The sequence below is a fragment of the Streptomyces sp. NPDC015139 genome, assembly GCF_043079785.1.
In the GTDB taxonomy this organism is placed as follows: Bacteria; Actinomycetota; Actinomycetes; order Streptomycetales; family Streptomycetaceae; genus Streptomyces; species Streptomyces albidocamelliae.
Window position 1 is genome coordinate 681,724 of record NZ_JBIBUW010000003.1, and the last position, 25,664, is coordinate 707,387.

Genomic DNA, 25,664 nt, shown 5'->3' on the forward strand with positions numbered 1-25,664 from the left:
GGCGCGGCTCACCTAATCACACGTGTTTCGCCCTGGGGAAGGGCTTTCCGACCGGATGGGCAAGAACTTACCGAGGTGTTGTTTGCGCCGGGTTTCACAGCGCCTTCACAGGCTCGGGGGCGCTCCCGGTCAGGCGCGTGCGGCGGCCAGTTCGATCACCGTGACGTCCGACGGCGCCCCCACCCGGGTGGGCGGTCCCCAGGCGCCCGCGCCCCGGCTGACGTACAGCTGGGTGTCGCCGTAGCGGTCGAGTCCGGCGACGGTCGGGTTGGCGGCGGCCGCGATCAGGCTGCCGGGCCAGAGCTGGCCGCCGTGGGTGTGGCCGGAGAGCTGGAGGTCGACGCCGTGCCGGACCGCCTCGTGGATCTGCACCGGCTGGTGGGCGAGCAGCACGCACGCGCGTGCCGGGTCCCGGCCGTCGAGGGCCTTGTCGAAGTCCGGCCCCTGTCCCTCGCTCTCGCCCTGCACGTCGTTCACGCCGGCCAGGTCGAAGTGGGGCAGCTCGGTGCGGGCGTTCTCCAGCGGGTGCAGGCCGAGGGTGCGGACCTCCTCGACCCACTGCTCCGCACCGGAGAAGTACTCGTGGTTGCCGGTGACGAAGTACGCGCCGTGCCGTGCGGTGAGCCCGGCGAGGGGGGCGGCGGCCGGGCCGAGGTCCTTGACGCTGCCGTCCACCAGGTCGCCGACGACCGCGATCAGGTCCGGCTGGGTCGCGTTCACCGTGTCGACGACCCGCTGCGCGAAGCTCCGGCCCAGGACGGGGCCGAGGTGGATGTCGCTGACGACCGCGATCCGGAAGCCGTGCGCGGCCCGCGGGAGTCTGGCCAGCGGCACGGTGACCCGCTTCACCCGGGGGCCGCGCAGCACCCCGTGGGTGCCGAGGCCGACGGTCGCGACGGCGGTGGTGACGGCGGCGCCGGCGACGACCCGGGAGACGAAGAGGCGGCGGGTGGGACCGGGCGCCCCGGCCTGCTCCGGCGCGTCGGGCCCGGGTCCGTTCGCAGGGGCCGGCGCGTCGGGTCCCGGACCGTCCGCCGGCTCCGCCGCGGGTACGGTCTCGGGTTCCGGTACGGGGGCGACGGCGCGGGCCCGCCGGGCCGGGAACCGGCGCAGCAGGGGTCGTACGGCCTCGCCCGCCACCACCGCCAGCAGCAGGTACAGGGCGAGGGCCATCCACAGGAATCCGGGCCAGGCCAGGGCGCGTTGGAGCGCGAACGGCGCGCCGGAGCGCTCCGCGACCAGGGCGGCGACCATCAGGACCGGGCCGGCGACGAACACCGCCGTGCCGGCGCGGCGGGCCGGGCCCGGGCCCCGCGTGGTGTCGCGGACCAGACGCCGCCACACGTACCAGTGCAGGACCGCCACGACGGCCAGGACGGCCAGGGCGACGAGCGCGAAGACGACGACCATCCCGACCGGTCCCCCGCTATGACGTCCGGCGCAGTGCGCGCAGTCCGCGCAACCCGATGACCCCGACGACCGTCCCCAATACGAAGGAGACGACCGCCAGCAGCAGATGCACCCAGAAGTACGCGGTCGGGTGACCGTCGTCGAAGGCGAGTCCGCTGCCGTCCTTGACCAGGTTCTTGACGAAAGTGACCCAGATGACCCAGCTCCACACCCCGAAGGCGAGCAGGAACCAGGAGACCGGGCGGCTGAGCTTCATGTCTCCAGTATCGCGGTCGCGATTCCGGTTCCGTGTCGGGGGTGGGGCGGGGCGCGGGACTTCACGGAGTGCTCCAGGTACGTTCTCGACCGTGTTCGCTCCCCAGAAGACCGGCCGGCGATCGCTGCTGGTCACCTCCGCCACCGTGCTGACCCTGTCCGTCACCGCACCCGCGGCGCTCGCGGCCCCGACCCCGTCGTCGAGTCCGTCGGCCAAGCCCCCGGCCGGGATGTCCACCGTCGGCGGTGCCCGGCTCGGCATGGCCGGCACCCAGGCCGACCTCGCGCCGGGCGTGCCCGTGCTGCCCAAGGACCTGACCGCCCGTTCGTGGATCGTCTCCGACGCGGAGTCGGGCGAGGTGCTCGCCGCGCACAACGCGCACTGGCGGCTGCCTCCGGCGAGCACGCTGAAGATGCTGTTCGCGGACACCGTGCTGCCCCGGTTCCCCAGGGGCACCCGGCACAAGGTGGTGCCGTCGGACCTCGCGGGCATGGGCATCGGCTCCAGCGTGGTCGGGATAAAGGAGGGCAGGAGCTACACCGTCCACGATCTGTGGCTCGGGGTCTTCCTGCGCTCGGGCAACGACGCCGTGCACGTGCTGTCGGCGATGAACGGCGGGGTCCGGCAGACCGTCGAGGACATGCAGGACCACGCCGAGCAGCTGCAGGCCCTGGACACGCACGTGGTCTCCCCCGACGGCTACGACGCGCCGGAGCAGGTGTCGTCGGCGTACGACCTGACGCTGTTCGCCCGTTCCGGGCTGCAGAAGAAGGACTTCCGCGACTACTGCTCGACGGTGCGGGCGCCGTTCGGGTCGTCCGAGATCCAGAACACCAACCGGCTGCTGAGCGGCGACACCGACGTGCCCGTCTACCAGGGCATCGCGGGCGTGAAGAACGGCAACACCACCCACGCGGGCGCCACCTTCACCGGCGTCGCCGAACGGGGCGGCAAGGTGCTGCTCGTCACGGTGATGAACCCGGAGAAGCACGAGCACAACGAGGTCTACAAGGAGACCGCGAAGCTGTTCGACTGGGGCTTCCAGGCGGCCGGCAAGGTCACTCCGGTGGGCGTGCTGGTGCCGCCGAAGAGCGCCGCGCGGTCCACCGCGCCGCCGAGCGGGGGGCCCTCCACCGGGGAGGCTGCCGCGGGGACCGGCGGGTCGGGCTCGAAGCCGGTGGCGAGCGCCACCGCCGGGACCGGTTCGGGGGTCGGCACGGCGCTGGCCGTCGCGGGCGGGCTGCTGGTACTCCTCGGGGGCGGGGCGTTCCTGGTCAACCGCCGGTGGCCGCTGCCGGACCTGATGCGCCGTCGGACCCGTCCCTGAGACCGGTCTCCTTGCTCGGCGTCGCCGTCCAGGAGGCGCAGAACAGGACGAGTTTCGCGGTGAAGTTGATCCACAGCAGCAGCGCCACCGGGACGCCGAACGCGCCGTACATGCTCTTCGCGGCGACCCCCTGGATGTACCCGCTGATCAGCAGCTTCAGCAGTTCGAAGCCGATCGCGCCGAGCATCGCGGCCACCAGCAGGCGGCGGCGCGTCGGCTCGGCCCCGGGCAGCAGGGTGAGGACGTAGAGCAGGACGAGGAAGTCCGCGAGCGCGGCGACGGCGAACGCGGTGACCTGGAGCAGCAGGCTGCCCCAGCCGTGCTCCTGGAGGCCGAGCTGCCGGGACACGAGGCCGACCGCCGCCGAGGCGAGGGCGGACGTGGCGAGTGTGACCAGCAGGGCGCCGCCGAGGCCGAGGAGGATGCCGGCGTCCTTGGCCTTGGTGACGAGCGGGTTCTCCTCGCGGTCGGGCAGCTCCCACACCGCGCGCAGGCAGTCCCGCGTCTGCCCGACCCAGCCGATGCCGGTGAACAGCAGCACGGCGCCCGCGATGACGCCGACCGTGCCGGCGTTGTCCACCAGCGCGCCGATGTCCAGCTGCTGGGAGAGGCCGGGGAACTGGTCGGCGATCCGGTTCTCGACGGTCTTCTGACCGGACGGGCTGAGCGTGGCGGCGGTGATCGCGGCGGCCACGGTCAGCAACGGGAACAGGGCGACGAAGCTGACGAACGTCATGGCGGCGGCCAGCCGGGTCCATTTCACCCGGTCGAGCCGCTCGTAGCTCCGCCACGCGTGCGTCGTCATCAGCCGTGTGACGAGCGGCCCGATGCCGGGCAGTCTCTTCAGCCAGTCCATGATCCGTCCCTGCCCTCGCCGCGCTCCTCCACACCGCTCAAATGACGTCAATATCAGGGGACATCCCACTAATCACCCGTTTCCAGGAGGAAGGAGATGTTTTTTAACTAACCGCCCGTACAGGGGCGATACGGTCGCCAGCATGTCTGGAGACACCGTTCCCGTCACCGGCTGGGGCCGCACCGCCCCCACCGTCGCCCGTGTGATCCGCCCGCGCACCTACGAGGAGGCCGCGGCGGCCGTCCGGGACTGCGGGACGCGGGGCGCCGTCGCACGGGGTCTCGGACGGGCCCACGGGGACGCGGCGCAGAACGCAGGCGGCGCCGTCCTCGACATGACCGGCCTGGACCGCATCCACGTGGTCGACGCCGCCGAGGGCATCGTGCTGTGCGACGCCGGGGTCTCCCTGCGGCGGCTGACCGAGGTGCTGCTCCCGCTCGGCTGGCTCCCGCCGGTCGCCCCGGGCACCCGGCACGTGACCGTGGGCGGTGCGATCGGCGCCGACATCCACGGCCGCAACCAGCACGTCTCCGGCTCCTTCTGCCGCCATGTGCTGTCCCTGGAGCTGCTGACCGCCGACGGCGAGGTCCGCACGGTACGCCCCGGCACCCCGCTGTTCGAGGCGACCACCGGCGGCCTCGGCCTGACCGGAGTCGTCCTGACGGCCACCTTCCGGCTGCTCCCGGTCGAGACGGCGTACCTGACGGTCCGCACCGAACGCGCCGCCGGCCTCGACGACCTGCTGGCCCGGATGACCACCGGCGACCACCGCCACCGCTACTCGGCCGCCTGGATCGACCTGCTGGCCCGGGGCACGGCGACCGGACGCGCGGTCCTCGGCCGCGCCGACCACACCCCGCTCGACGCCCTCGGCAGGCACACGCGCGCGTGGCGGCAGCCGCTGTCCTCCCGCCCGCACCGTCTCCCGGCCCCCTCCGCCCTCGTCCCGGACGGCCTGCTCGGCCGCACCACCGCGGGGCTCCTCAACGAGCTCCGCTACCGCGCGGCGCCCCGCGCACGCACCGGCCGGATCCAGCACATGTCCGCGTTCTTCCACCCCCTGGACGGTGTGCCCCACCGCAACCGCCTCTACGGCCGCGGGGGGTTCGTGCAGTACCAGTTCGTCGTCGGTCACGGCCGGGAGGAGGTGCTGCACCGCGTCGTGCGGCGCATCGCCGCCCACCGCTGCCCGTCCCTCCTCGCCGTCCTCCAGCGCTTCGGGGACGGCGACCCCGGCTGGCTCTCCTTCCCGGTGCCCGGCTGGAGCCTCGCCCTGGACGTGCCGGCCGCGCTGCCCGGACTCGCCCCGCTGCTCGACGGCCTCGACGAGGAGATCGCCGCGGCGGGCGGGCGGGTCTGCCTCGCCAAGGACTCCCGGCTGCGCCCCGAGCTGCTGGCCGCCATGTACCCGCGCGTGGGCGACTTCCGGGCCCTGCGCGCGGAGCTCGACCCCCGCGGGGTCTTCGTCTCGGACCTCGCCCGCCGACTCGACCTCCAGACCCCTAGGAGCTGACGTGAAGGACGCCTTCGGTCTTCCCCAGTCCCTGCTCGTCCTCGGCGGCACGTCCGAGATCGGGCTGGCCACGGCACGCCGGCTGATCGCCCGGCGCACCCGCACGGTGTGGCTGGCCGGCCGTCCCTCGCCCGCCCTGGAGCAGGCCGCCGGGAGTCTGCGCGCGCTCGGCGCGGACGCCCGCACGGTCGCCTTCGACGCCCTCGATCCCGGGTCCCACGAGACCGCCCTCGGCAAGGTCTTCGCCGAGGGCGACGTCGACCTGGTGCTGTTCGCCTTCGGCGTCTGCGGCGACCAGGCCGAGGACGAGCGCGATCCGCTGCGCGCGGTCCGGGTCGCCCAGACCAACTACACCGGGGCGGTGTCGGCGGGCCTGGTCGCCGCCCGCGCCCTCCAGGCGCAGGGGCACGGCTCCCTGGTGGTCCTGTCCTCCGTCGCCGGCGAGCGGGCCCGCCGCGCCGACTTCATCTACGGCTCCAGCAAGGCCGGCCTCGACGCCTTCGCCCAGGGCCTCGGCGACGCCCTGCACGGCACCGGCGCGCACGTCATGGTCGTACGCCCCGGAGAGGTCCGGACGGGGACGGTGGCCGGGTGGTCCGGGAGCCCGCTGTCGACCACGCCGGAGGCGGTCGCCGCCGCGATCGAGCTGGGGCTGCGCCGCCGCTCGGAGACGGTGTGGGTGCCGGGGGTCCTGCGCCCGGTGATGTCGGCCCTGCGGCACGCCCCGCGTTCGCTGTTCCGCCGGCTGCCGCTGTAGTCACCCGAGAGGGGGACGGGCCGACGGCGGCCCGTCCCGCGGGCGGCCTAGCGGCTGGCGATCGTCCCGCGTCCGACGTCCGCGTGGCCCGCCTGCGGGGGCACCACGGAACTGCCGAAGGCGTACTCCCGCAGCTTGCGCCACACCCCGTCGGCGCCCTGCTCGTAGAGCGCGAACCCGGTGCAGGGCCACTCGGCCTCGAAGCCCGCCAGTTCCTCGAAGGCGCGGTCCATCGCCGCGTCGTCGATGCCGTGCGCGACCGTGACGTGCGGGTGGTACGGGAACTGCAGCTCGCGCGCGACGGGCCCGGAGGCGTCGCGCACCCGCTGCTGAAGCCAGGTGCAGTCCTCGGCGCCCTGGACGATCCGGACGTAGACGACCGGGGAGAGGGGCCGGAACGTGCCCGTGCCGGACAGCCGCATCGGGAACGGCCGGCCGGCCGCGGCGACCGCCGTGAGGTGGGCGTCGACGGCAGGCAGACCGGTCGCGTCGACCTCGGTCGGCGGCAGCAGCGTGACGTGCGTGGGGATGCCGTGAGCAGCGGCGTCGCCGAAGCCCGCGCGCCGCTCCTGGAGCAGGCTGCCGTGAGGCTCCGGGACCGCGATCGACACGCCGATCGTTACGGTCCCCACGTCGTCTCCTGTCGTCGCGTCTGTTGTGTTCTCAGTCGTCCGGCTATCGACTGTACGGCCATGACCGTCCTGTGGGCAGGCGCAGCGGAAGTGATGTGCAGCGCTCCGCCCGTGGGGACGTGTGTGCGGTCGTACGCCTCGGTGGCGTTCAGTGCTTCGCCGGCAGGAAGCCCACCCGCTCGTACGCCTGCGCCAGGGTCTCCGCGGCGACCGCGCGGGCCTTCTCCGCGCCCTTGGCGAGGATCGAGTCGAGGGTCTCGGCGTCGTCCAGGTACTGCTGGGTGCGCTCGCGGAACGGCGTCACGAACTCGACCATGACCTCGGCGAGGTCCGTCTTGAGCGCGCCGTACATCTTGCCCTCGTAGTCCTGCTCCAGCTCGGCGATCGTCCGGCCGGTGAGCGTGGAGTAGATGGTGAGCAGGTTCGACACGCCCGGCTTGTGCTCGGCGTCGTAGCGGATCACGGTGTCCGTGTCCGTGACCGCGCTCTTGACCTTCTTCGCCGTCGCCTTCGGCTCGTCGAGGAGGTTGATGAGGCCCTTCGGCGTGGACGCCGACTTGCTCATCTTGATCGTCGGGTCCTGCAGGTCGTAGATCTTCGCCGTCTCCTTGAGGATGTACGGCTTCGGGACGGTGAAGCTCTGGCCGAAGCGGCCGTTGAACCGCTCGGCGAGGTCGCGGGTCAGCTCGATGTGCTGGCGCTGGTCCTCGCCGACCGGCACCTCGTTGGCCTGGTACAGCAGGATGTCCGCGACCTGGAGGATCGGGTACGTGAACAGGCCGACGGAGGCCCGGTCGGCGCCCTGCTTGGCGGACTTGTCCTTGAACTGGGTCATGCGGGAGGCCTCGCCGAAGCCGGTGAGGCAGTTCATGACCCAGGCGAGCTGGGCGTGCTCGGGGACATGGCTCTGCACGAAGAGCGTGCAGCGGTCCGGGTCGAGGCCGGCGGCCAGCAGCTGGGCGGCGGCGAGCCGGGTGTTGGCGCGCAGCTGGGCCGGGTCCTGGGGAACCGTGATCGCGTGCAGGTCTACGACCATGTAGAACGCGTCGTGGGTCTCCTGCAGGGCCACCCACTGGCGGACGGCGCCGAGGTAGTTGCCGAGGTGGAACGAGCCTGCGGTGGGCTGGATTCCGGAGAGCACGCGGGGTCGGTCAGTGGCCATGTCCACCATTCTCTCAGGTATCGGGGCCCGGTTCGGAACTGGTCGGGAACAGCGGGCCTGCGTCAGGGCGACCCGCGCCGGTGCCCGCCCTCGGTCCCGGTGCCGACGCGCCGCGCGGCGGCCCGGCGCGGTGCCGGGCCGCCGCGGGAGGAGCGGGAGGAGCCTCGTCAGGCGAGGTCGATCTCCGGGTAGAGCGGGAAGCCGGCCACGAGGTCGGTCGCCCGGCGGGCGATCTCGTCCGAGACCTTGGGGTCGAGGACGTGCTGGGCCTTGGAGGGGGCGCCCTTGCTGGTGGTGCCCGGCTCGGTGGTGGTGAGGACGCGGTCGATGAGACCGGCGACCTCGTCCATCTCCGCGGTGCCGAGACCACGGGTGGTCAGGGCGGGGGTGCCGATGCGGATGCCGGAGGTGTACCAGGCGCCGTTGGGGTCGGCGGGGATGGCGTTGCGGTTGGTGACGATGCCCGAGTCCAGGAGGGCGGCCTCGGCCTGACGGCCGGTGAGGCCGTAGGAGGTGGCGACGTCGATGAGGTTGAGGTGGTTGTCCGTGCCGCCGGTCACCAGGGTGGCGCCGCGCCGCATGAGGCCCTGGGCCAGGGCGCGGGAGTTGTCGACGATGCGCTGGGCGTAGTCCTGGAAGGCGGGCTGCCGGGCCTCGGCGAGCGCGACCGCCTTGGCGGCCATGACGTGCGGGAGCGGACCGCCGAGCACCATCGGGCAGCCGCGGTCGACCTGGTCCTTGAGGGAGTCGTCGCACAGGACCATGCCGCCGCGCGGGCCGCGCAGCGACTTGTGGGTGGTGGTGGTGACGATCTGGGCGTGCGGGACCGGGTCGAAGTCGCCGATGAGGACCTTGCCGGCGACGAGACCCGCGAAGTGGGCCATGTCGACCATCAGGGTCGCCCCGACCTCGTCGGCGATCTCGCGCATGATCCGGAAGTTCACGAGCCGCGGGTAGGCGGAGTAGCCGGCGACGATGATCAGCGGCTTGAACTCGCGGGCCTGGGCGCGCAGGGCCTCGTAGTCGATGAGGCCGGTGGCCGGGTCCGTGCCGTAGGAGCGCTGGTCGAACATCTTGCCGGAGATGTTCGGGCGGAAGCCGTGGGTGAGGTGGCCGCCGGCGTCCAGGGACATGCCGAGCATGCGCTGGTTGCCGAAGGCCTGGCGCAGTTCGGCCCAGTCGGCCTCGCTCAGGTCGTTGACCTGGCGGACGCCGGTCTTCGCCAGGAAGGGCACCTCGACCCGGTCGGCGAGGACGGCCCAGAAGGCGACGAGGTTGGCGTCGATGCCGGAGTGCGGCTGGACGTAGGCGTGCCGGGCGCCGAAGAGCTCGCGGGCGTGCTCGGCGGCCAGGGCCTCCACAGTGTCGACGTTGCGGCAGCCGGCGTAGAAGCGGCGGCCGACGGTGCCCTCGGCGTACTTGTCGCTGAACCAGTTGCCCATCGCGAGGAGGGTCGCCGGGGAGGCGTAGTTCTCGGAGGCGATGAGCTTGAGCATCGCGCGCTGGTCGGCGACCTCCTGGCCGATGGCGTCGGCGACCCGCGGCTCGACGGCGCGGACGACGTCGAGAGCGGCGCGGAAGGCGGTGGACTCGGTGGAGAGATGCTGCTCTGGCATGGGGACCTCCGGACGTGGCGTTCGGCGTGTTCGGTTCGGCCCAGGCGCACGGCACTCATTCGTGCTCGGGCCGCTCCCCGATGGTCGGTCCCATCCCAGCGCGCCAGTCACGGCCCGCTGATCAGCCTACCCGGCGGGCCGGAGCCGTGAGATCCCACGTCCACCATGCGAGCGAGCGCGGGAAGCGGGCGACCGACGCGTCCGGGCGAGGCCGTGAGGTCAGTGCAGCGGGATGTCGGTGCCGTGCTCGGCGGCGGGGCGGGGGCCGAGGATGCGCCGGTCGGACTCGCGGATCGCGACGTCGTCGATGCTGGCCTCGCGGCGGCGCATCAGCCCGTGCTCGTCGAACTCCCACAGTTCGTTGCCGTAGGAGCGCCACCACTGCCCGTCGGCGTCGTGGCACTCGTACTGGAAGCGGACGGCGATCCGGTCCTCGTGGAAGCTCCACAGGCTCTTGCGCAGCGCGTAGTCGAGTTCGCGCTCCCACTTCTCGGTCAGGAAGGCGACGATCTCCTCCCGGCCGGTGAGGAACCGGTCCCGGTTCCGCCAGACCGAGTCCGGTGTGTACGCCAGGGCCACCCGGTGGGGGTCGCGGGTGTTCCAGGCGTCCTCGGCCGCCTGCACCTTCTGGCGGGCGGTCTCCAGGGTGAACGGAGGGAAGGGCGGACGGTCTTCGGGCACGGTGGCCTCCTCAAGTCGAGAACGATCGTTCTCCATCACTGCGGCTAACATAGAGAACGATCGTTCTCAGAGTCAAGGAGCACGCCGATGCCCGCCCCGATCACCGAGGAACAGACCCGCCTGGACCGGGCGGCGCTCCTGGACACGGCGGAGGCGCTGTTCTACGCGCACGGCATCCAGGCCGTCGGGATGGACCGGGTCCGCGAGGCGTCCGGACTGCCTCTGAAGCGGATCTACCGGCTGTTCGCGACCAAGGAGGACCTGGTGGTCGCCGTGCTCCGGCGGCGCGACCGGCGCTGGCGCGAGAGCCTGACCGCCCATGTGGAGGGCGTCCGGGACCCGCGGGAGCGGGTGCTCGCGGTCTTCGACTGGCTCGCCGGATGGTTCGCCGAACCCGGCTTCCGCGGCTGCGCCTGGATCAACGCCTTCGGTGAGCTCGGCTCGTCGTCCGAGCCGGTGCTGGCCGAGGTGCGCTCCCACAAGCAGGCCTTCCACGACCAGCTCGCGGCCTGGGTGCGGGCCACCGGGGTGCCGGTGGCCGAGCCGGTGTTCCTGCTCGCCGAGGGTGCCGTCGTCACGGCCGGGCTCAGCGGCGATCCGGCGCCCGCGGCGCACGCCCGCACGGCCGTCGAGACGCTGCTCGGGAGCGGCGGAAACCGCTGAGAGACCCCGCCGGGGGCCGTCGCCCGGCGTCGGTCCCCGTCCGCTAGAGGATCACGTGGGGCAGGAAGCGGGCGTACTCGTCGGTGATCAGGCCCGAGGACTCGCGGATGCCGAGGCCGGCCGACTCCTCGCGGACGACCCAGGCGCCGAGGACCACGTGGTTGCCGTCGAAGGCGGGCAGCGGGGCCAACTGCTGGTAGCAGCAGGGTTCGTCGCGGAGCACCGCGGGCCCGCCGGGCGGGTGCACGGTGACGCCCTCGCCCTCGCGGCCGAGGAGGGGCTTGGAGACGTAGCCGGCCGGGCCGGCCAGCTCGCGCGGGCCGTCGAGGTAGGCGGGCAGGAGGTTGGGGTGGCCGGGGTACAGCTCCCAGAGGACCGCCAGGAGGGCCTTGTTGCTCAGGAGCATCTTCCAGGCCGGTTCGATCCACAGGGTGCTGCCGGTGCCGCCGCCGTTGTCGAGGGTGTCCAGGACGTGCCCGCCGAAGGAGTCCGTGGTGAGCCACTCCCAGGGGTAGAGCTTGAAGATGCCCCGGATGAAGCGGAGCCGGTTGTCGACGAAGCGGCCGGAGAGGGTGTCCCAGCCGATCTCCTCCATGGAGATCCAGTCGGTGTCGAGGCCGGCCTGCTCGGCGGTCTCCTTCAGGTAGGCGACCGTCATCAGGTCCTCGCCGAGTTCGTCGGCGGAGGAGTGCGCGAAGTGCAGGGGGCTGCCGGGCGGCAGCAGCGCGGCCTGCGCGCGCCAGGCGTCGACGAGGCGTTCGTGCAGGGAGTTCCACTGGTCGGCGCCGGGGAACCGGTCCTCCATCCAGAACCACTGGGGCGAGGCGGCCTCCACCAGGGAGGTCGGGGTGTCGGCGTTGTACTCCAGCAGCTTCGCCGGTCCCGTGCCGTCGTAGCGGAGGTCGAACCTGCCGTACAGGGAGGGGAGTTCGGCGCGGCGGTGCCAGGCCTCGGTGACCGCGGCGGCCACGCGCGGGTCGGTGATGCCGAGGTCGGCGAGGCGGTCCTTCGCCACGATGTGCCCGGCGGCCGCCAGGCACATGCCGTGCAGTTCCTCGACGGTCTCCTCCAGCGCCTCGACCTCGTCGAGGGTGAAGACGTAGTAGGCGCTCTCGTCCCAGTAGGGGCGCAGCGAGCCGTCGGGGTGACGGGTGAGCGGATAGACGAGTCCCTGCTCCTCGACGGTCCGCTGCCAGCCGGGGCGGGGTTCGATCGTGCGGCGTTCCATCGCGTGTGCCCGGCTCAGCCGCCGGAGCCGCCCTTGCCACCGCCGAAGCCCCCCCGGTGGACACCGCCGCCCGAGCCGCCGCCCGAGCCCTTGCCGGGCTTGGTGAAGGAGCCGTCGCCCACGAACGAGCCCTTCTTCGTGCCGCCGTAGTACCAGGTGCCGTGCGAAGAGGACTTGGTGGACTTGCAGTTCTTGTCGGAGACGACCTTGTAGCCCTTGCCGTAGGTGTAACTGTCGCGGTCCACACAGCGCTTGTCCGGGTCGGACGACGAGCAGGCGGTCAGGGCGGTCGCCAGCAGGCCCACGCCGCCGAGGACGACCGTGCCGGACCGGAGCCGCCGGCGCGTGCGTGGCTGTGCTGTGCTCATGTCTGCGTCTCCCCCGTGTGTCGGCCGGCCGGTGCCGGTTCGCTGCGGGCCAGCCTAGGCACCGGTGGCACCGGCCGGGCAGGGGGGGCCGGGGAATTCCCGCTCCCCTAGAGTCGCTTCGTGCTGTTTGGAATGGTGTGCGCCCTCGGCGCGGCGGTCTGCTTCGGAACCGCGACGGTGTTGCAGGCGGTGGCCGCGCGGGACGCGGCCGCCGAGGGGGACGGCGGCGGTGACGCGGCGCTGCTGCTGCGGGCGCTGCGGCAGTGGCGGTACATCGCCGGGCTGGCGCTGGACGGTCTGGGCTTCCTGCTCCAGATCGCGGCGCTGCGGTCCGTGCCGATCTACGCGGTGGGCGCGGCGCTGGCGGCGAGCCTCGCGGTGACGGCCGTGGTGGCGGCGCGACTGCTGCGGGTGCGGCTGAGCGGGCTGGAGTGGGCCGCCGTGGGAGTGGTGTGCGCGGGTCTGGCGATGCTCGGGCTGGCCTCAGGCACCGAGGGCGACGAGCAGGGCCCGCCCTGGCTGCCGTACGCGATGGTGGCGGTCGCGGTCGGCGTGCTGCTGCTCGGCGCCATCGGCGGCCGGCTGACCGGCCGGACCCGGTCGCTGCTCCTCGGCCTTGGCGCCGGGTTCGGGTTCGGGGTGGTGGAGGTGTCGGTACGGCTGATCGACTCACTGCGTCCGGCGGACCTGTTCACCGACCCGGCGGCGTACGCCCTGCTCATCGGCGGCGGTGCCGCGTTCCTGCTGCTCACCTCCGCCCTGCAACGGGGCTCGGTGACGACGGCCACGGCCGGCATGGTGATCGGCGAGACGGTCGGCCCGGCGGCGGTCGGCGTGGTGTGGCTCGGCGACCGCACCCGGGAGGGTCTGGCCTGGCTGGCGGTCCTGGGCTTCACGGTGGCGGTGGCGGGCGCCCTGCTGCTGGCGCGGTTCGGCGAGGCACCGTCGGCGGAGGGCGCCCCGCGGCCGGACGAGGCCTGAGCGGGGCCCGGCGACGACTACGGCAGCACCCGGCACAGGGCCTCCAGGGCGGCCCCCCACGCGCTGTCCGGCGGGGTGCCGTAGCCCACGACCAGCGCGTCCAGGTGCTCGGTGACGGCCTGCGGATGGCGGTGGTGGGCCAGGCCGTGCAGTGCCAGTCCCTGCCAGAGGGCGGCCTGGACCACCGACTGTTCCGTGCCCGGGGGCAACCGCAGCACGGCGTGCAGCCCGGCCGCGATCCCGGTCACCCGCACGTCGGGCGCGTGCTCGGCCACCGCCGCGGCGAGGGCGTCGCGGCGGCGCCGGTAGCGCAGCCGCGAGGAGCGGACGTGGCGGTCGTACGCGCCGGAGGTGAGGAACTCGGCGAGCGTGAGCTGTTCCAGCACGCCCACCGTGTCGGTGCCGCCCTTCGCCGCGGCCGCCTCCTCGGCCAGGGACGGCGGCAGCACCATCCAGCCCAGCCGCAGTCCGGGCGCGAGGGACTTGCTGGCGGTGCCGAGGTAGACGACCCGCTCGGGATCGAGTCCCTGGAGCGCGCCGACCGGCTGGCGGTCGTAGCGGAACTCGCCGTCGTAGTCGTCCTCCAGGACCAGTCCGCCGGTGCGCCGTGCCCGGTCGACGACGGCGGCCCGCCGGTCGGGGTGCAGGGCGGTGCCCATCGGGAACTGGTGGGCGGGCGTCAGCAGCACCGCCCCGGCGTCGCCCGACGGCTCCGGGTCCGTGCCGAGTGCGTCGTACGGCAGCGCGGGGGTCGCGAGCCCGGCGTCCCGCAGCAGCCGCCGGTGCGGGGCGAGGCCGTACGACTCGACCGCCACCGCCCGCACGCCGCGGGCCCGCAGCACCCGGCCGAGGACGGTCAGGGCGTGCGAGAAGCCCGCGGTGATCAGCACGGTCTCCGGGTCGGCGCGGACACCGCGGGCGCGGGCGAGGTAACCGGCGAGGGCGGTGCGCAGTTCGGGCCGGCCGCGCGGGTCGCCGTAGCCGAGCGCGTGGTAGGGGGCGGTGTTCAGGGCGCGGCGGGCGGCCTTGAGCCACTCGGCGCGTGGGAAGGCGGCGAGGTCGGGGGTGCCGGGGACGAGGTCGTGGGTGGGGCGGCCGGGGTCCCGGCGCCGGGATGCCGTGGGTCCGGCGGCGGGCGGAGGCGGGGTCGTCCGGCGCGGTCCGGCGGACGACCCCGCGGCCACCCGGGTGCCGGAGCCCTGCCGGGCGGTGAGCCAGCCCTCCGCGACCAGGTCGGCGTAGGCCTCGGCGACGGTGTTGCGGGCGATGCCGAGGTCGGCGGCGAGGGACCGGGAGGAGGGCAGCCGGGTGCCGGGGGCCAGGCGACCGGTGCGGACGGCGTCCCGCAGCGCGTCGGTCAGGCGCCGGCGCAGGCCGCCCGGACCGGCCGGTTCGAGGTGCAGGTCGACGCCCGAAGTGGCCCACGTTCTCGCCATGGAAATGGACCATACTCCTGGGCTGCCCGGCTCCTAGGGTCGAGGGCATGAGCACTGCACAGGAAACCGTCGAGTACGCCACCGAGCACACCCCGCGCCTGAGCTGGGCCGAGCACGCACCCGAGGTCTACAAGGCGATGGTCCGCCTGGACACCGCCGCCAAGAAGGGGCTGGACCCGAAGCTGTACGAGCTGGTGAAGATCCGCGCCTCGCAGATCAACCACTGCGCGTTCTGCCTCGACATGCACACCAAGGACGCGCTCGCGGCCGGCGAGAGCGTCGAGCGGGTCGTGCAGCTCGGTGCGTGGGAGGAGTCGCGGCACTTCTACACGGAGAAGGAGCTGGCGGCGATCGAGCTGACCGAGGCGGTCACCGTCCTGACCGAGGGCTTCGTACCGGACGAGGTGTACGAGAAGGCCGCCAAGCACTTCGAGGAGGCCGAGCTGGCGCAGCTGATCGCCGCGATCACGGTGATCAACGCCTGGAACCGGTTCGGCGTGACCACCCGGATGGTGCCGGGCCACTACCGGCCGGGGCAGTACGCGTGACGGCCGCCCCCGCCGCGGGACCCGGGAGGCCGGCCGCGCAGGGCGGGGCGGAGGCGTTCCGCGCGCTGCACCGGGGGCGGGTACCGGGCGACCCGCTGGTCCTGCCCGGGCCGTGGGACGCGGCCAGCGCCCGGGTGTTCGCGGAGGCGGGGTTCCCCGCGCTGGCCACGCCCAGTGCCGGGGTGGCCGCCTCGCTGGGGTACGCCGACGGGGCCACCCCCGCCGACGAGATGTTCGCGGCGGTCGCGCGGATCACCCGGGCCGTGGACGTGCCGGTGTCGGCGGACGTCGAGGGCGGCTACGGGCTCCGTCCGAAGGAGCTGGTGGAGCGGCTGCTGGAGGCGGGGGCCGTCGGCTGCAACCTGGAGGACTCCGAGGGGGGCGTCCTGAAGGACCCGCACGAGCACGCCGACTATCTGGCCGAGGTCCGCTCGGCCGCCGCCGGCCTGCTCTTCGTCAACGCCCGCGTGGACACCTTCGTGCACGGCGACGGCGATCCCGGGCGTGCCCTCGCGCGGGCGGCGGCGTACGTGGCGGCGGGCGCGGACTGCGTGTATCCGATCCTCGCCCCGCAGGCCGTGCTGCCGCTGCTGCGGGCCGGGATCCGGGGCCCGCTGAACGCGCTGGCCCGGCTGGACGGGAGCGGCCCCTCGCCCGCCGCGCTCGGCGAACTCGGGGCCACCCGGATCACGTTCGGGCCGGGGCTCCAGCTGCGGGCCGCGGCCGCCCTGCGGGAGATCGCCGCGGGGCTGGGCTGAACCGGCTCAGGACAGCCACTTCTTCCACACGTCGGGGTGGCTGTCCACCCACTTCTTCGCCGCGTCCTGCGGGCTGAGCTTCTCCTGGGCGATCATCAGCGCGACCTCGTCCTGGTCCTGGGTGGTCCACCGGAACTTCTTCAGGAAGGCCGCCGCCTTGCCGCCGGACTTCGCGAAGTCCGCGTTGAGGTACTTCTGGAGCGGGGTGTGCGGGTAGGCGCAGGTGATCCTGGCCGTGTCCGCGTCGCAGCCCTCCTTGTACGGCGGCAGCTTCACCTCCGTCATGGGGACCTTCTTGAACAGCCACTGGGGCGAGTACCAGTACGTCAGGAAGGGCTTCTTGTCCTTGGCGAACTGCTTGATCTGGGTGATCTGCGCCGCCTCGGAACCGGCGAAGACGACCTGGTAGTTCAGCTTCAGGTTCTTCACCAGCGCCTTGTCGTTGGTGACGTAGGACGGGGAGCCGTCCATCAGCTGGCCCTTGCCGCCGCTCTCCGCGGTGCGGAACAGCGAGGCGTACTTGTTCAGGTTCCGCCAGTCGGTGATGTCGGGGTGCTGCTTGACCAGGTAGGTCGGGACGTACCAGCCGATGTGGCCGGTGACGCCGAGGTCGCCGGCGTGCCGGATCGTCTTCTTGTCCTCGACGTACCGCTTCTCCTGGTCCGGGTGGCCCCAGTCCTCCAGGAGGGCGTCGACCCGGCCCTGGCTGAGGGCGTCCCAGGCGGGCACCTCGTCGACCTGGACGGTGTCGACGCGGTAGCCCAGCTTGTGTTCGAGGATGTACTGGGCGACGGCCACGTTGGCCTGCGCGCCCACCCAGGACTGCACGGACAGCGTGACGCTCTTCGCGCCCTGGGCGTTGGCGAACGGGCTGGCCTGCTTGGTCATGTCGGCGGCGCCGCAGCCGGTGGTCAGACCCAGGACCGCGACGGCGACGGCGACCGGGCCGGTCGTACGGAATCGCATGTCAGGCTCCCTTCTTCGTGCGGCGCTCGGTCGGCTGGGTCACCCGGTCGAGCATCAGGCCCAGGCAGACGATGGCGGCGCCGGCCACCAGGCCGGTCGCCAGGTCGCCCTGGGCGAGACCGAAGGCGACGTCGTAGCCGAGGGCGCCACCGCCGACCAGACCGCCGATGATGACGACGGCGAGGACCAGGACCACGCCCTGGTTGACGGCGAGCAGCAGCGAACGCCGGGCGAGCGGGAGCTGGACCTGCCAGAGCTGCTGGCGACTGGTCGCGCCGAGCGAGCGCGCGGACTCCAGGGCGGCCTGGTCGACCTGGCGCAGGCCCTGCGCGGTGATCCGGACGACGGCCGGCAGGGCGTAGACGACGGCCGCGGCGACCGCGGGGGCGCGGCCGACGCCGAACAGGGCGACGACCGGGATCAGGTACACGAACTGCGGCATGGTCTGGAAGACGTCCAGGACGGGGCGCAGCGCGCGCTCGACGCGGTCGCTGCGGGCCGCGGCGATGCCGGTCGCGAAGCCCAGCACGAGGGTGACGGCCACGGCGGCCAGCACCTGGGAGAGGGTGTCCAGGGACGGCTCCCACACACCGAGCACACCGATCGCGGCCATGGCGAGGACGGCGGTCAGCGCGGTGCGCCAGGTGCCGATCAGCCAGGCCAGGGCGGCCACGATCAGCAGGACCGACCACCAGGGCAGCCACTGCAGACCGGAGCGGACCGGGTCGAGGACCCAGGTGGTGAAGTGGGCGGCCCACTCGGCGGTGCCGCCGACGACGGGGACACCGGAGTACAGGTGGTCGACCATCCACTCCTTGGCGGTGTTCACCGGGCCGGCGATGTCCAGGGTGGCGCCGGAGGGCCAGTCGAGGACGCCGAGCAGCCGGGTGGCCAGCGCGACGGCCACGGTGACGGCGAGGGCGTAGGGCCAGCCGATCGTGCGGGCGCGGGTGTGCCCGTCCCCGGCGGCCGCGGTGACGCGGTCCAGGACGACGGCGAGCAGCACGATCGGGATGCCGGCCGCGAGGGCCGCGCCGACGTCGACCGAGGCGAGGGCCTGGTAGACGCGGTCACCGAGGCCGCCGGCGCCGATCACCGAGGCGATGACGGCCATGCCCAGCGCCATCATGATCGTCTGGTTGAGGCCGAGGAGGAGTTCCTTGCGGGCCAGCGGGATCCGGGCGGTCAGCAGCCGCTGGCGACGGGTGGCTCCGAGCGACTCCACGGCCTCCAGGACTTCGGGGTCGGCTCCGCGCAGGCCGAGCGCGGTCAGGCGGGCCATCGGCGGGGCGGCGTAGACCACGGTGGCGAGGACGGCCGCGGGGACGCCGATGCCGAAGACCAGGACGACGGGGAGGAGGTAGGCGAACGCCGGGAGCACCTGCATGGTGTCCAGCACCGGGCGCAGGGCGCGGTCCAGGCGGTCGGAGAGGCCGGCGGCGAGGCCCAGGAGCACGCCCACGGCGACGGAGACGAGGACCGCCACGACCATGAGCGCGAGGGTCTGCATGGTGGGGATCCACATGCCGAGGGCGCCGCAGGCGAGGATCGCCGCGGCGGTGCCGGCGGCCAGCCGGACACCGGCCACGCGCCAGGCGACGAGGGCGCCGAGCACCGTCACGCCGGCCCAGCCCGCGGCGAGCAGGGTGAGGTAGACGGCGCGGACGGAGAGGACGACCGCGTTGCTGACGTACCCGAAGAAGTACAGGAACAGCGGGTGGCTGTCCCGGTTGTCGATGACCCAGTCGCTGGCGCCGGCCAGCGGCTTGGAGAGGTCGACGGTGAGGGCGTGGGGCCAGGTGGCGCCGGGCCAGTGGGTGGCCGCCCAGGGGGCGAGGACCGCGGCGACGAGGGCGAGCAGAAGGAGTTTGCCCGCGGCCCGGCTCCTGAGGATGCGGGGTTTGTCCGTGCGGGAGGTGGGGACGGTGAGCGTTGCCATCAGACGGCCTCCGGACTGGTCCGGGGGTGCGGCGGTGCCGCCTGTCCGCGCTTGCCGGGCGCGTCGTCGACGGCGGGTGCCGTCTTGGCGGCGGCGTCGGCCGGGGCCGGGACGGGCTCCGCGGCGGCGTCGGCCGGGGCGGGACCGGGCTCCGCGGCGGCGTCGGCCGGGGCGGGACCGGCGTCCGGTGCCGGCGTGGGGGCTTTTGGTGCCGGCGTTCCCGCGATCACTCCGAGGAGGGCGTCGGAGTCCACGACGCCCAGGCAGCGGCCGTCGTCCATGACGCGGGCCGGGGCTCCGGCGCGGGCCACCGCCTCGACGGCCTCGGAGACCGTGGCCTCCGGGCGGATCGCCGGGCCGGTCCCGGGGTCGGCGGAGGACACGGGGCGCATGGCCGTACGGACCGTCAGCACCTGTTCGCGCGGGACGTCGCGGACGAACTCGCGGACGTAGTCGTCGGCGGGGGAGCCGACGATCTCCTCGGGGGTGCCGAGCTGGACCACCTGGCCGTCACGCATGAGGGCGATGCGGTCGCCGAGCTTCAACGCCTCGCTCAGGTCGTGGGTGATGAAGACCATCGTGCGGCCCTCCTCGCGGTGCAGGCGGACCACCTCTTCCTGCATGTCGCGCCGGATGAGCGGGTCGAGCGCGCTGAACGGCTCGTCGAAGAGCAGCACTTCGGGGTCGACCGCCAGGGCGCGGGCGAGACCGACGCGCTGGCGCTGGCCGCCGGAGAGCTGGCCGGGGCGGCGCTTCTCCATGCCGGCGAGGCCGACCTTCGCGACGACCTCGGCCGCCCGTTCGCGCCGCTCGGCACGGCCGACGCCCTGGATCTCCAGGCCGTAGGCGACGTTGTCGAGGACGGTGCGGTGCGGGAGCAGACCGAAGTGCTGGAAGACCATGGCGGCGCGGTGGCGGCGCAGCTCGCGCAGGCGGGACTTGTCCATCGCGCGGACGTCCTCGCCGTCGATGGCGATCGTGCCGGCCGTCGGCTCGATCAGCCGGGTCAGACAGCGGACGAGGGTGGACTTGCCGGAGCCGGACAGGCCCATGACGACGAACACCTCGCCCTTGCGCACGTCGAAGGAGACGTCGCGCACGGCGGCGGTGCAGCCGGTGCGGGAGCGGAGCTCGGCGGGGCTCAGCCCGGTCAGTTCCGGGTCGGCGGGGACGCGGTCGGCCTTCGGGCCGAACACCTTCCACAGGCCGTCCACGGAGAAGACAGGGGCGTCGGTGGGGGGCTTGCGCGTGGGAACCGTGAGAGTCATCGGGACTCACCTCCGATCAGGTCGACGGCCTTCTCCCCGACCATGAGCACCCCGATCATCGGGTTCACGGCGGTCATCGTCGGGAAGACGGACGCGTCGGCGATGCGAATGCCGTCGAGGCCGCGGATGCGCAGCTCCGGGTCCACGACGGCGAGTTCGTCGTCGGCGGCGCCCATCCTGCAGGTGCCGGCCGGGTGGTAGACGGTGTGCGCGACCTTGCGGGCGTACTCGCTCAGTTCGGCGTCGCCCTGGACCTCCGGTCCGGGGCACACCTCGCGCTTGAGCCAGCCGGCCAGCGGCTCGCTCCGGGCGATCTCACGAGCGATGCGGATGCCGTCGACCAGGGTCCGGGCGTCGTAGTCGTCCTCGTCGGTGAAGTAGCGGAAGTCCAGGGCGGGCTTCACGGCCGGGTCGGCGCTGGTGAGGTGGAGCCGGCCGCGGCTCTTCGGCTTGGGGATGTTGGGGGTCATCGAGACGCCGTACTGCGGGCGTTCGTAGCCGAGGCGCTCGGGGTTGTCCGTGAACGGGATCTGGTAGAAGTGGAACATCAGGTCCGGGCCCGCGTGTTCGGGGTCACGGCGCACGAACAGACCGGCGTCGGAGTCCATCGCGGAGTTCTCCGGAATGGGGCCGTTCGTCTCCCAGACGATGACGGACTCGGGGTGGTCGAGCAGGTTCTCGCCGACGCCCGGCAGGTCGGCGACGACCGGGATGCCGAGCGCTTCGAGGTCCTCGCGGGGGCCGATGCCCGAGTGCAGCAGCAGGCGCGGGGAGTCGACGGCGCCGGCGCACAGCACGACCTCGTTGCGGGCCCGTATCAGCAGTTCCTCGCCGTCCTTGGTGCGCACGTGGACGCCCTCGGCGCGGGTGCCGTCCAGCTCCAGCCGGTACGCCCAGGTCTCCAGCAGGAGGTGGAGGTTGGGGCGCTCGTCCATGACCGGGTGCAGGTAGGCCACGGAGGCGGAGGAGCGCTTGTTGTCCTCCGGGTGGTAGGCGAGGTCGAAGAATCCGACGCCCTCGGTGAACGGCTTGCGGTTGAAGCCCTCGACCCGGGGTACCCCGAGTGCCGACTGGGCGGCGTCGACGAAGTCGCGGGCGATGGCGTTCCGGTCCTTCTCGTCGACGGAGACGATGTTGTTCTTCAGGCGGGCGAAGTAGGCCTCCATGGGGACGGCGCCCCAGCCCTTGGCGCCGGCGGCCTCCCACTCGTCCCAGTCGGAGGGCAGGGGCTTGAAGGAGATGAGGGTGTTGTGGGAGGAGCAGCCGCCGAGGACGCGGGCCCGGCTGTGCCGGATGTGGGAGTTGCCGCGGGGCTGTTCGGTGGTGGGGTAGTCGTAGTCGAGGTCGCCGCCGAGCAGGCCCATCCAGCGGCGCAGCGTGAGGACGTCGTCGCGGCCGACGTCGCTCGGGCCGCCCTCGATGACGGCGACGGTGACGTCGGGGTCCTCGGTGAGGCGGGAGGCGATGACGGAGCCCGCGGTTCCGCCGCCGATGACGACGTAGTCGTAGACATGGGGGGTGTGGGACATGGTGGTACTTACTCCAGGTGGGACGTGCCGCTTACGGGGTCGGGAGTTCAGCCGGCGAACCACCGCACGGGCTTGGGCGCGAGGTTCTGGTAGATGTGCTTGGTCTCGCGGTACTCGGCGAGTCCGGCGGGCCCCAGTTCGCGGCCGGTGCCGCTCTTGCCGAAGCCGCCCCATTCCGCCTGCGGCAGGTAGGGGTGGAAGTCGTTGATCCAGACGGTGCCGTGGCGCAGCCGCCCGGCGACCCGGCGGGCCTTGCCGGGGTCGGTGGTCCACACGGCGCCGGCGAGGCCGTACTCGGTGTCGTTGGCGAGGAACACCGCCTCGTCCTCCGTGCGGAAGGTCTCCACGGTGAGGACGGGGCCGAAGACCTCCTCGCGCACGACCGTCATGTCGCGGTGGCAGGCGTCGAGGATCGTCGGCTCGTAGAACCAGCCGGTGCCGGGCCGCTGCGGTGCCGGCTGCGGGCGCTTGCCGCCGCAGCGCAGGACCGCGCCCTCGGCGAGGGCGGCCTCCACGTACTTCTCGACCTTGGCGCGCTGCTGCTCGGAGACGAGCGGGCCGCACTCGACGCCGTCCTCGGTGCCGCGGCCGAGCCTGATCCGCTGGGCCCGGCGGGCCAGTTCGGCGACGAAACGCTCGCGGACGGACTCCTCGACGATGAGGCGGGCGCCGGCGGAGCAGACCTGGCCACTGTGGATGAAGGCCGCGTTGAGGGCCTGGTCCACGGCGGTGTCGAAGTCCTCCTCGGTGGCGCAGGCGTCGGCGAAGACCACGTTCGGGTTCTTGCCGCCGAGTTCGAGGGCGACCTTCTTCACGGTCGGCGCGGCGGCCTGGGCGACCTTGGTGCCGCTGATCAGGCCGCCGGTGAAGGAGACCAGGTCGACGTCGGGGTGCTCGGCGAGCCGGGCGCCGACGGTGTGGCCGGGGCCGGTGACGATGTTGGCCACTCCGGCGGGCAGTCCGGCCTCGGTCAGCAGGTCGATCAGCGCGATGGTGGTCATCGGGGTGATCTCGCTGGGCTTGACGACGAAGGTGTTGCCCGCCGCGAGGGCCGGGGCGATCTTCCAACTGGCCTGGAGCAGCGGGTAGTTCCAGGGAGTGATCAGCGCGCAGACGCCGACCGGTTCGTGCACCACGACGCTGTGGACGTCGGGCGTGCCCGCGTCGACCACACGGCCCGGGGACTCGGCGGCCACCTGGTCGGCGAAGTACCGGAAGGCGTCGGCGACGCAGTCGATGTCGACGCGGCCCTCCTCGACGGTCTTGCCCGCGTCCCGGCTCTCCAGCAGGCCGAGTTCCTCGCGGTCGCGCACGAGGAGGTCGGCCACGCGGCGCAGCAGCGCGGCGCGCTCGGCGACCGGGGTGCCGGGCCAGGATCCCTGGTCGAAGGCCCGGCGGGCGGCGGCCACCGCCCGCTCGGTGTCCTTCTCGTCACCCTCCGCGACCACGGCGAACGGCCGGGCGTCCGCGGGGTCGAGGATCTCGCGCGTGGCGCCGGAGACCGATTCCAGCCACTCGCCCCCCGCATGAATGGTCGCCTCGGCCTGTCGTATCGTTCTGTCCGCCATGATCGGTATTGCCTTCCGTTCCTGATCCGTGCCCCTGTGTCACACGCATGTCACGCTCGGGGACCGCGAACGCATGCCCATGGCCCACGCATTGCATGCGCAATCAGTGGCCGAAAGTGCGCCGCGTCACTGAAAATGCGGTCGAAAACGAACAAAACCGGGCACTGAGCGGGCGCTTGGATGGTCATGGCAGCCAAATATCGGTGCACCGTACAGCTTTAGCGTCACCGCGACCGGCCCGAACCGGCCGGCCGACCTCTCCCGTGGACGGCCCGAAAGCCCCTGGCTACAGTCGGGGAATGGAGACCTTTGACCGCGGTCAAAGAGCAGCGTCCCCGGCGCCCACGGCATCCCCGGAGTCCGCTGTCCCGGCGGACGACGTGGCCGCCCTCCGCCGCTTCAACCGCTACTTCACGCGCCGTATCGGCGCCCTGGACGACCACTACCTGGGTCAGGGCCGGCCGCTCGGCGAGGCCCGGCTGCTCTTCGAGATCGGCGAGGGAGTCTCCCTGCGGGAGCTGCGCGGCCGGCTCGGGCTGGACCCCGGTTACCTCAGCCGGATGGCGAAGGCCCTGGAGGCACAGGGGCTGGTCCGCGTCGGCGTGCCCCCGCACGACAACCGGCTGCGCGTGATCGAGCCGACCCCGGCCGGCCGCGCCGAGGTCGCCGAGCAGCACCGGCGCGCCGACGCCCTCGCCGCCGGCCTGCTCGAAGGGCTCGACCCCGCCCGGCGGGCCGAACTGACCGCGGCCCTGACCACCGCGGAGCGGCTGCTGCGGCTGGCGGCGATCACCGTCGAGGTGGTCGACGGGGCCTCGCCCGACGCGCTGGCCTGCCTGGACGCCTACGCCGCGGACATCGACGCGCGCTTCCCCGAGGGCTTCGACAAGGCCGCCCTCGTGCGTCCCGAGGAGGTGACCGGGGACGCCGGCGCCTTCCTGGTGGCGTACGAGGAGAAACGCGCCGTCGGCTGCGGGGCGCTGCGCCGGCTGGAGCCGGGGGTCGGCGAGATCCGGCACGTGTGGGTGCACCCGCGGGCCCGTCGGCTGGGGCTCGCGCGACGGCTGCTGTGCGGGCTGGAACGGGAGGCGCGGGCACGCGGCCTGGCCGCCGTGCGCCTGGACACGCACGCCGAGCTCACCGAGGCACAGGCGATGTACCGGGCGTGCGGGTACACCGAGATCCCGGCCTACGACGACAACGTCTACGCCTCGCACTGGTTCGAGAAGCGGCTAGCCGGCTGACTCCCGGAGCATCAGCTCGCGCACGCAGCCGCGCAGCCAGGCGTGCGCGGGGTCGGCGTCGTGCCGGGGGTGCCAGGCGAACCCCAGCTTCACCGCGGGCAGTCGCAGCGGGATCTCGAAGGTGACCAGGCCGAGGGTGTCGGCCAGGGGGCGGCCCCAGTGGCTGACGAGGCCGATCAGGTCGGTCTCGTGCACGACGAAGAGGGAGGCCGGGTAGGAGCCGACGCTGCCCACCACCCGTCGCTGGAGGCCGAGTTCGGCGAGGGCGTCGTCGATCGGGCCCTGCAGCCTGCCGCGCCGGGAGACGATGAGGTGACCCGCCGCCCCGGCGAACCGCTCGGGCGTCAACTCGCCGGTCAGCAGCGGGTGTCCGGCGCGTACGACACCCAGCATGCGGTCCTCGTACACCGGTTCCACGTGCACCTCGGGCGCGGCCGAGTCGATCACCCCGACCTCCAGGTCGGCGGTGCCCTGGCGCAGGAACGGGGCGTCCAGGTGGCTCTCGGACAGGAAACGCAGCCGGATGCCGGGGGCCTCGCGCGCGGCACGGGCGAAGAGGGCCGCGCCGTGGGTCGCGGCGATCGCGTCGTGCCCGAGGATCGTGAAGGTGCGGGTGACCGTGCGCAGGTCGGCGTCCCGGTCCGGCGCGAACAGGGCCCGGGCCCGCTCCACCACCGCGCTCACCTCGGCCCGCACGGCCAGCGCGTGCGGGGTGGGCACCATCCGGCGTCCGGCGCGCACGAGGACCGGGTCGCCGAGCGCCTTGCGGATCCGGCCGAGGGTGCGGCTCATGGCCGGCTCGGACAGGTGCAGCCGGGCGGCGGCGCCCTGCACGCTCTGCTCCTCCAGCAGCACGTCCAGCGCGACCAGCAGATTCAGGTCCAGCCCGGCGGATTGCGTCATGTGCAGGAATCCCTTGCGAAGGTTGCACTGGAAAGCAGGTCAGGAGCGAGCCTAC

24 protein-coding genes and 1 riboswitch are annotated in these 25,664 nt (G+C 73.1%); of the genes, 8 read left to right on the forward strand and 16 right to left on the reverse strand.

Annotated features, from left to right (window positions below; all coding sequences use genetic code 11):
• Positions 1–129: 129 nt before the first annotated feature.
• Both ACF08B_RS11845 and ACF08B_RS11850 read right to left on the reverse strand, forming a co-directional pair.
• A complete protein-coding gene (locus tag ACF08B_RS11845; protein WP_392317181.1) occupies positions 130–1,410 on the reverse strand; it encodes a metallophosphoesterase in 1,281 nt (426 codons plus the stop codon).
• A gap of 16 nt (positions 1,411–1,426) precedes the next feature.
• A complete protein-coding gene (locus tag ACF08B_RS11850; RefSeq protein ID WP_073888820.1) occupies positions 1,427–1,666 on the reverse strand; it encodes an SCO4848 family membrane protein in 240 nt (79 codons plus the stop codon).
• 91 nt (positions 1,667–1,757) lie between these two features.
• Here ACF08B_RS11850 and ACF08B_RS11855 point away from each other — a divergent pair, with 91 nt between their 5' ends.
• A complete protein-coding gene (locus tag ACF08B_RS11855; protein ID WP_392317182.1) occupies positions 1,758–2,993 on the forward strand; it encodes a D-alanyl-D-alanine carboxypeptidase family protein in 1,236 nt (411 codons plus the stop codon).
• Here the strand turns inward: ACF08B_RS11855 and ACF08B_RS11860 are convergent.
• Positions 2,941–3,849 (reverse strand): YihY/virulence factor BrkB family protein, encoded by a 909-nt coding sequence (locus ACF08B_RS11860; protein ID WP_392317183.1) that lies wholly within the window; start codon positions 3,847–3,849, stop codon positions 2,941–2,943. The two genes, ACF08B_RS11855 and ACF08B_RS11860, sit on opposite strands and share 53 nt — an antisense overlap.
• A gap of 142 nt (positions 3,850–3,991) precedes the next feature.
• On the opposite strand from ACF08B_RS11860, the gene ACF08B_RS11865 reads away from it, so the two are divergent.
• Together ACF08B_RS11865 and ACF08B_RS11870 are read left to right on the forward strand one after the other, a co-directional pair.
• Positions 3,992–5,362: an FAD-binding protein gene (locus ACF08B_RS11865; protein WP_392317184.1), complete on the forward strand. Its 1,371-nt coding sequence runs from the start codon at positions 3,992–3,994 to the stop codon at positions 5,360–5,362.
• 1 nt (position 5,363) lies between these two features.
• Positions 5,364–6,119: a decaprenylphospho-beta-D-erythro-pentofuranosid-2-ulose 2-reductase gene (locus ACF08B_RS11870; RefSeq protein ID WP_392317185.1), complete on the forward strand. Its 756-nt coding sequence runs from the start codon at positions 5,364–5,366 to the stop codon at positions 6,117–6,119.
• A gap of 47 nt (positions 6,120–6,166) precedes the next feature.
• Here ACF08B_RS11870 and ACF08B_RS11875 read toward each other — a convergent pair whose 3' ends face one another.
• From ACF08B_RS11875 to ACF08B_RS11890, 4 genes are all read right to left on the reverse strand, one after another.
• Complete coding sequence (locus tag ACF08B_RS11875; RefSeq protein ID WP_392170209.1) at positions 6,167–6,751, reverse strand: 2'-5' RNA ligase family protein; 585 nt, start codon at positions 6,749–6,751, stop codon at positions 6,167–6,169.
• A 148-nt stretch (positions 6,752–6,899) separates the two neighbouring features.
• The gene (gene trpS, locus ACF08B_RS11880) at positions 6,900–7,913 is read right to left on the reverse strand and encodes a tryptophan--tRNA ligase (protein ID WP_392317186.1); all 1,014 of its coding nucleotides are present in this window, start codon (positions 7,911–7,913) and stop codon (positions 6,900–6,902) included.
• A 167-nt stretch (positions 7,914–8,080) separates the two neighbouring features.
• A complete protein-coding gene (locus ACF08B_RS11885) occupies positions 8,081–9,529 on the reverse strand; it encodes a glycine hydroxymethyltransferase (RefSeq protein WP_392317187.1) in 1,449 nt (482 codons plus the stop codon).
• 31 nt (positions 9,530–9,560) lie between these two features.
• A riboswitch (ZMP/ZTP riboswitch) is annotated at positions 9,561–9,650 on the reverse strand.
• A gap of 98 nt (positions 9,651–9,748) precedes the next feature.
• Entirely contained in the window at positions 9,749–10,210 is a 462-nt protein-coding gene (locus ACF08B_RS11890) for a nuclear transport factor 2 family protein (RefSeq protein WP_392317188.1), read from the reverse strand.
• Between the two features lie 87 nt (positions 10,211–10,297).
• On the opposite strand from ACF08B_RS11890, the gene ACF08B_RS11895 reads away from it, so the two are divergent.
• Positions 10,298–10,873: a TetR/AcrR family transcriptional regulator gene (locus ACF08B_RS11895; RefSeq protein ID WP_093475306.1), complete on the forward strand. Its 576-nt coding sequence runs from the start codon at positions 10,298–10,300 to the stop codon at positions 10,871–10,873.
• A gap of 43 nt (positions 10,874–10,916) precedes the next feature.
• Here the strand turns inward: ACF08B_RS11895 and ACF08B_RS11900 are convergent, their stop codons facing one another.
• Positions 10,917–12,101 carry a glutathionylspermidine synthase family protein gene (locus tag ACF08B_RS11900; RefSeq protein WP_392317189.1) on the reverse strand — a complete coding sequence of 395 codons (1,185 nt, stop codon included), beginning with the start codon at positions 12,099–12,101 and terminating at the stop codon, positions 10,917–10,919.
• A gap of 14 nt (positions 12,102–12,115) precedes the next feature.
• Positions 12,116–12,469: a hypothetical protein gene (locus ACF08B_RS11905; protein WP_392317190.1), complete on the reverse strand. Its 354-nt coding sequence runs from the start codon at positions 12,467–12,469 to the stop codon at positions 12,116–12,118.
• 132 nt (positions 12,470–12,601) lie between these two features.
• Between ACF08B_RS11905 and ACF08B_RS11910 the strand changes: the two genes are divergently transcribed.
• A complete protein-coding gene (locus ACF08B_RS11910) occupies positions 12,602–13,450 on the forward strand; it encodes a DMT family transporter (RefSeq protein WP_392317296.1) in 849 nt (282 codons plus the stop codon).
• A 17-nt stretch (positions 13,451–13,467) separates the two neighbouring features.
• Here ACF08B_RS11910 and ACF08B_RS11915 read toward each other — a convergent pair whose 3' ends face one another.
• Complete coding sequence (locus ACF08B_RS11915; RefSeq protein ID WP_392317191.1) at positions 13,468–14,886, reverse strand: PLP-dependent aminotransferase family protein; 1,419 nt, start codon at positions 14,884–14,886, stop codon at positions 13,468–13,470.
• A 47-nt stretch (positions 14,887–14,933) separates the two neighbouring features.
• Here ACF08B_RS11915 and ACF08B_RS11920 point away from each other — a divergent pair, with 47 nt between their 5' ends.
• Both ACF08B_RS11920 and ACF08B_RS11925 read left to right on the forward strand, forming a co-directional pair.
• A complete protein-coding gene (locus ACF08B_RS11920) occupies positions 14,934–15,434 on the forward strand; it encodes a carboxymuconolactone decarboxylase family protein (RefSeq protein WP_392317192.1) in 501 nt (166 codons plus the stop codon).
• Complete coding sequence (locus ACF08B_RS11925) at positions 15,431–16,192, forward strand: isocitrate lyase/phosphoenolpyruvate mutase family protein (RefSeq protein WP_392317193.1); 762 nt, start codon at positions 15,431–15,433, stop codon at positions 16,190–16,192. The genes ACF08B_RS11920 and ACF08B_RS11925 overlap by 4 nt, the downstream gene beginning before the upstream one ends.
• 6 nt (positions 16,193–16,198) lie before the next feature.
• Here the strand turns inward: ACF08B_RS11925 and ACF08B_RS11930 are convergent, their stop codons facing one another.
• Genes ACF08B_RS11930 through ACF08B_RS11950 form a run of 5 tightly spaced genes read right to left on the reverse strand, consistent with a single transcriptional unit; the run spans position 16,199 to position 23,462 of the window.
• Positions 16,199–17,158, reverse strand: coding sequence for an ABC transporter substrate-binding protein (locus tag ACF08B_RS11930; RefSeq protein WP_392317194.1), 960 nt, complete (start codon positions 17,156–17,158; stop codon positions 16,199–16,201).
• Between the two features lies 1 nt (position 17,159).
• On the reverse strand, positions 17,160–19,097 hold the full coding sequence (locus ACF08B_RS11935) for an ABC transporter permease (RefSeq protein ID WP_392317195.1): 1,938 nt from the start codon (positions 19,095–19,097) through the stop codon (positions 17,160–17,162).
• Entirely contained in the window at positions 19,097–20,365 is a 1,269-nt protein-coding gene (locus ACF08B_RS11940) for a glycine betaine/L-proline ABC transporter ATP-binding protein (RefSeq protein ID WP_392317196.1), read from the reverse strand. The genes ACF08B_RS11935 and ACF08B_RS11940 overlap by 1 nt, the downstream gene beginning before the upstream one ends.
• Positions 20,362–21,894: a GMC family oxidoreductase gene (locus ACF08B_RS11945; protein ID WP_392317197.1), complete on the reverse strand. Its 1,533-nt coding sequence runs from the start codon at positions 21,892–21,894 to the stop codon at positions 20,362–20,364. Before ACF08B_RS11945 ends, ACF08B_RS11940 begins: the two co-directional genes overlap by 4 nt.
• A gap of 47 nt (positions 21,895–21,941) precedes the next feature.
• Entirely contained in the window at positions 21,942–23,462 is a 1,521-nt protein-coding gene (locus tag ACF08B_RS11950; RefSeq protein WP_392317198.1) for an aldehyde dehydrogenase family protein, read from the reverse strand.
• 380 nt (positions 23,463–23,842) lie between these two features.
• On the opposite strand from ACF08B_RS11950, the gene ACF08B_RS11955 reads away from it, so the two are divergent.
• Positions 23,843–24,706 (forward strand): GNAT family N-acetyltransferase, encoded by an 864-nt coding sequence (locus tag ACF08B_RS11955; RefSeq protein WP_392317297.1) that lies wholly within the window; start codon positions 23,843–23,845, stop codon positions 24,704–24,706.
• On the opposite strand, the gene ACF08B_RS11960 is transcribed toward ACF08B_RS11955, so the two are convergent.
• Entirely contained in the window at positions 24,695–25,609 is a 915-nt protein-coding gene (locus ACF08B_RS11960; protein WP_392317199.1) for a LysR family transcriptional regulator, read from the reverse strand. The two genes, ACF08B_RS11955 and ACF08B_RS11960, sit on opposite strands and share 12 nt — an antisense overlap.
• Between the last annotated feature and the right edge of the window lie 55 nt (positions 25,610–25,664).

Excerpts from the sequence above, each read along its gene's own strand:
- ACF08B_RS11905 (WP_392317190.1), bottom strand. The coding sequence starts at position 12,469 with ATGAGCACAGCACAGCCACGCACGCGCCGGCGGCTCCGGTCCGGCACG.
- ACF08B_RS11910 (WP_392317296.1), top strand. The coding sequence starts at position 12,602 with ATGGTGTGCGCCCTCGGCGCGGCGGTCTGCTTCGGAACCGCGACGGTG.
- ACF08B_RS11920 (WP_392317192.1), top strand. The coding sequence starts at position 14,934 with ATGAGCACTGCACAGGAAACCGTCGAGTACGCCACCGAGCACACCCCG.
- trpS (WP_392317186.1), bottom strand. The coding sequence starts at position 7,913 with ATGGCCACTGACCGACCCCGCGTGCTCTCCGGAATCCAGCCCACCGCA.
- ACF08B_RS11915 (WP_392317191.1), bottom strand. The coding sequence starts at position 14,886 with ATGGCGAGAACGTGGGCCACTTCGGGCGTCGACCTGCACCTCGAACCG.
- ACF08B_RS11940 (WP_392317196.1), bottom strand. The coding sequence starts at position 20,365 with ATGACTCTCACGGTTCCCACGCGCAAGCCCCCCACCGACGCCCCTGTC.
- ACF08B_RS11945 (WP_392317197.1), bottom strand. The coding sequence starts at position 21,894 with ATGTCCCACACCCCCCATGTCTACGACTACGTCGTCATCGGCGGCGGA.
- ACF08B_RS11850 (WP_073888820.1), bottom strand. The coding sequence starts at position 1,666 with ATGAAGCTCAGCCGCCCGGTCTCCTGGTTCCTGCTCGCCTTCGGGGTG.
- ACF08B_RS11895 (WP_093475306.1), top strand. The coding sequence starts at position 10,298 with ATGCCCGCCCCGATCACCGAGGAACAGACCCGCCTGGACCGGGCGGCG.
- ACF08B_RS11900 (WP_392317189.1), bottom strand. The coding sequence starts at position 12,101 with ATGGAACGCCGCACGATCGAACCCCGCCCCGGCTGGCAGCGGACCGTC.
- ACF08B_RS11860 (WP_392317183.1), bottom strand. The coding sequence starts at position 3,849 with ATGGACTGGCTGAAGAGACTGCCCGGCATCGGGCCGCTCGTCACACGG.
- ACF08B_RS11885 (WP_392317187.1), bottom strand. The coding sequence starts at position 9,529 with ATGCCAGAGCAGCATCTCTCCACCGAGTCCACCGCCTTCCGCGCCGCT.
- ACF08B_RS11935 (WP_392317195.1), bottom strand. The coding sequence starts at position 19,097 with ATGGCAACGCTCACCGTCCCCACCTCCCGCACGGACAAACCCCGCATC.
- ACF08B_RS11950 (WP_392317198.1), bottom strand. The coding sequence starts at position 23,462 with ATGGCGGACAGAACGATACGACAGGCCGAGGCGACCATTCATGCGGGG.
- ACF08B_RS11845 (WP_392317181.1), bottom strand. The coding sequence starts at position 1,410 with ATGGTCGTCGTCTTCGCGCTCGTCGCCCTGGCCGTCCTGGCCGTCGTG.
- ACF08B_RS11865 (WP_392317184.1), top strand. The coding sequence starts at position 3,992 with ATGTCTGGAGACACCGTTCCCGTCACCGGCTGGGGCCGCACCGCCCCC.
- ACF08B_RS11960 (WP_392317199.1), bottom strand. The coding sequence starts at position 25,609 with ATGACGCAATCCGCCGGGCTGGACCTGAATCTGCTGGTCGCGCTGGAC.
- ACF08B_RS11930 (WP_392317194.1), bottom strand. The coding sequence starts at position 17,158 with ATGCGATTCCGTACGACCGGCCCGGTCGCCGTCGCCGTCGCGGTCCTG.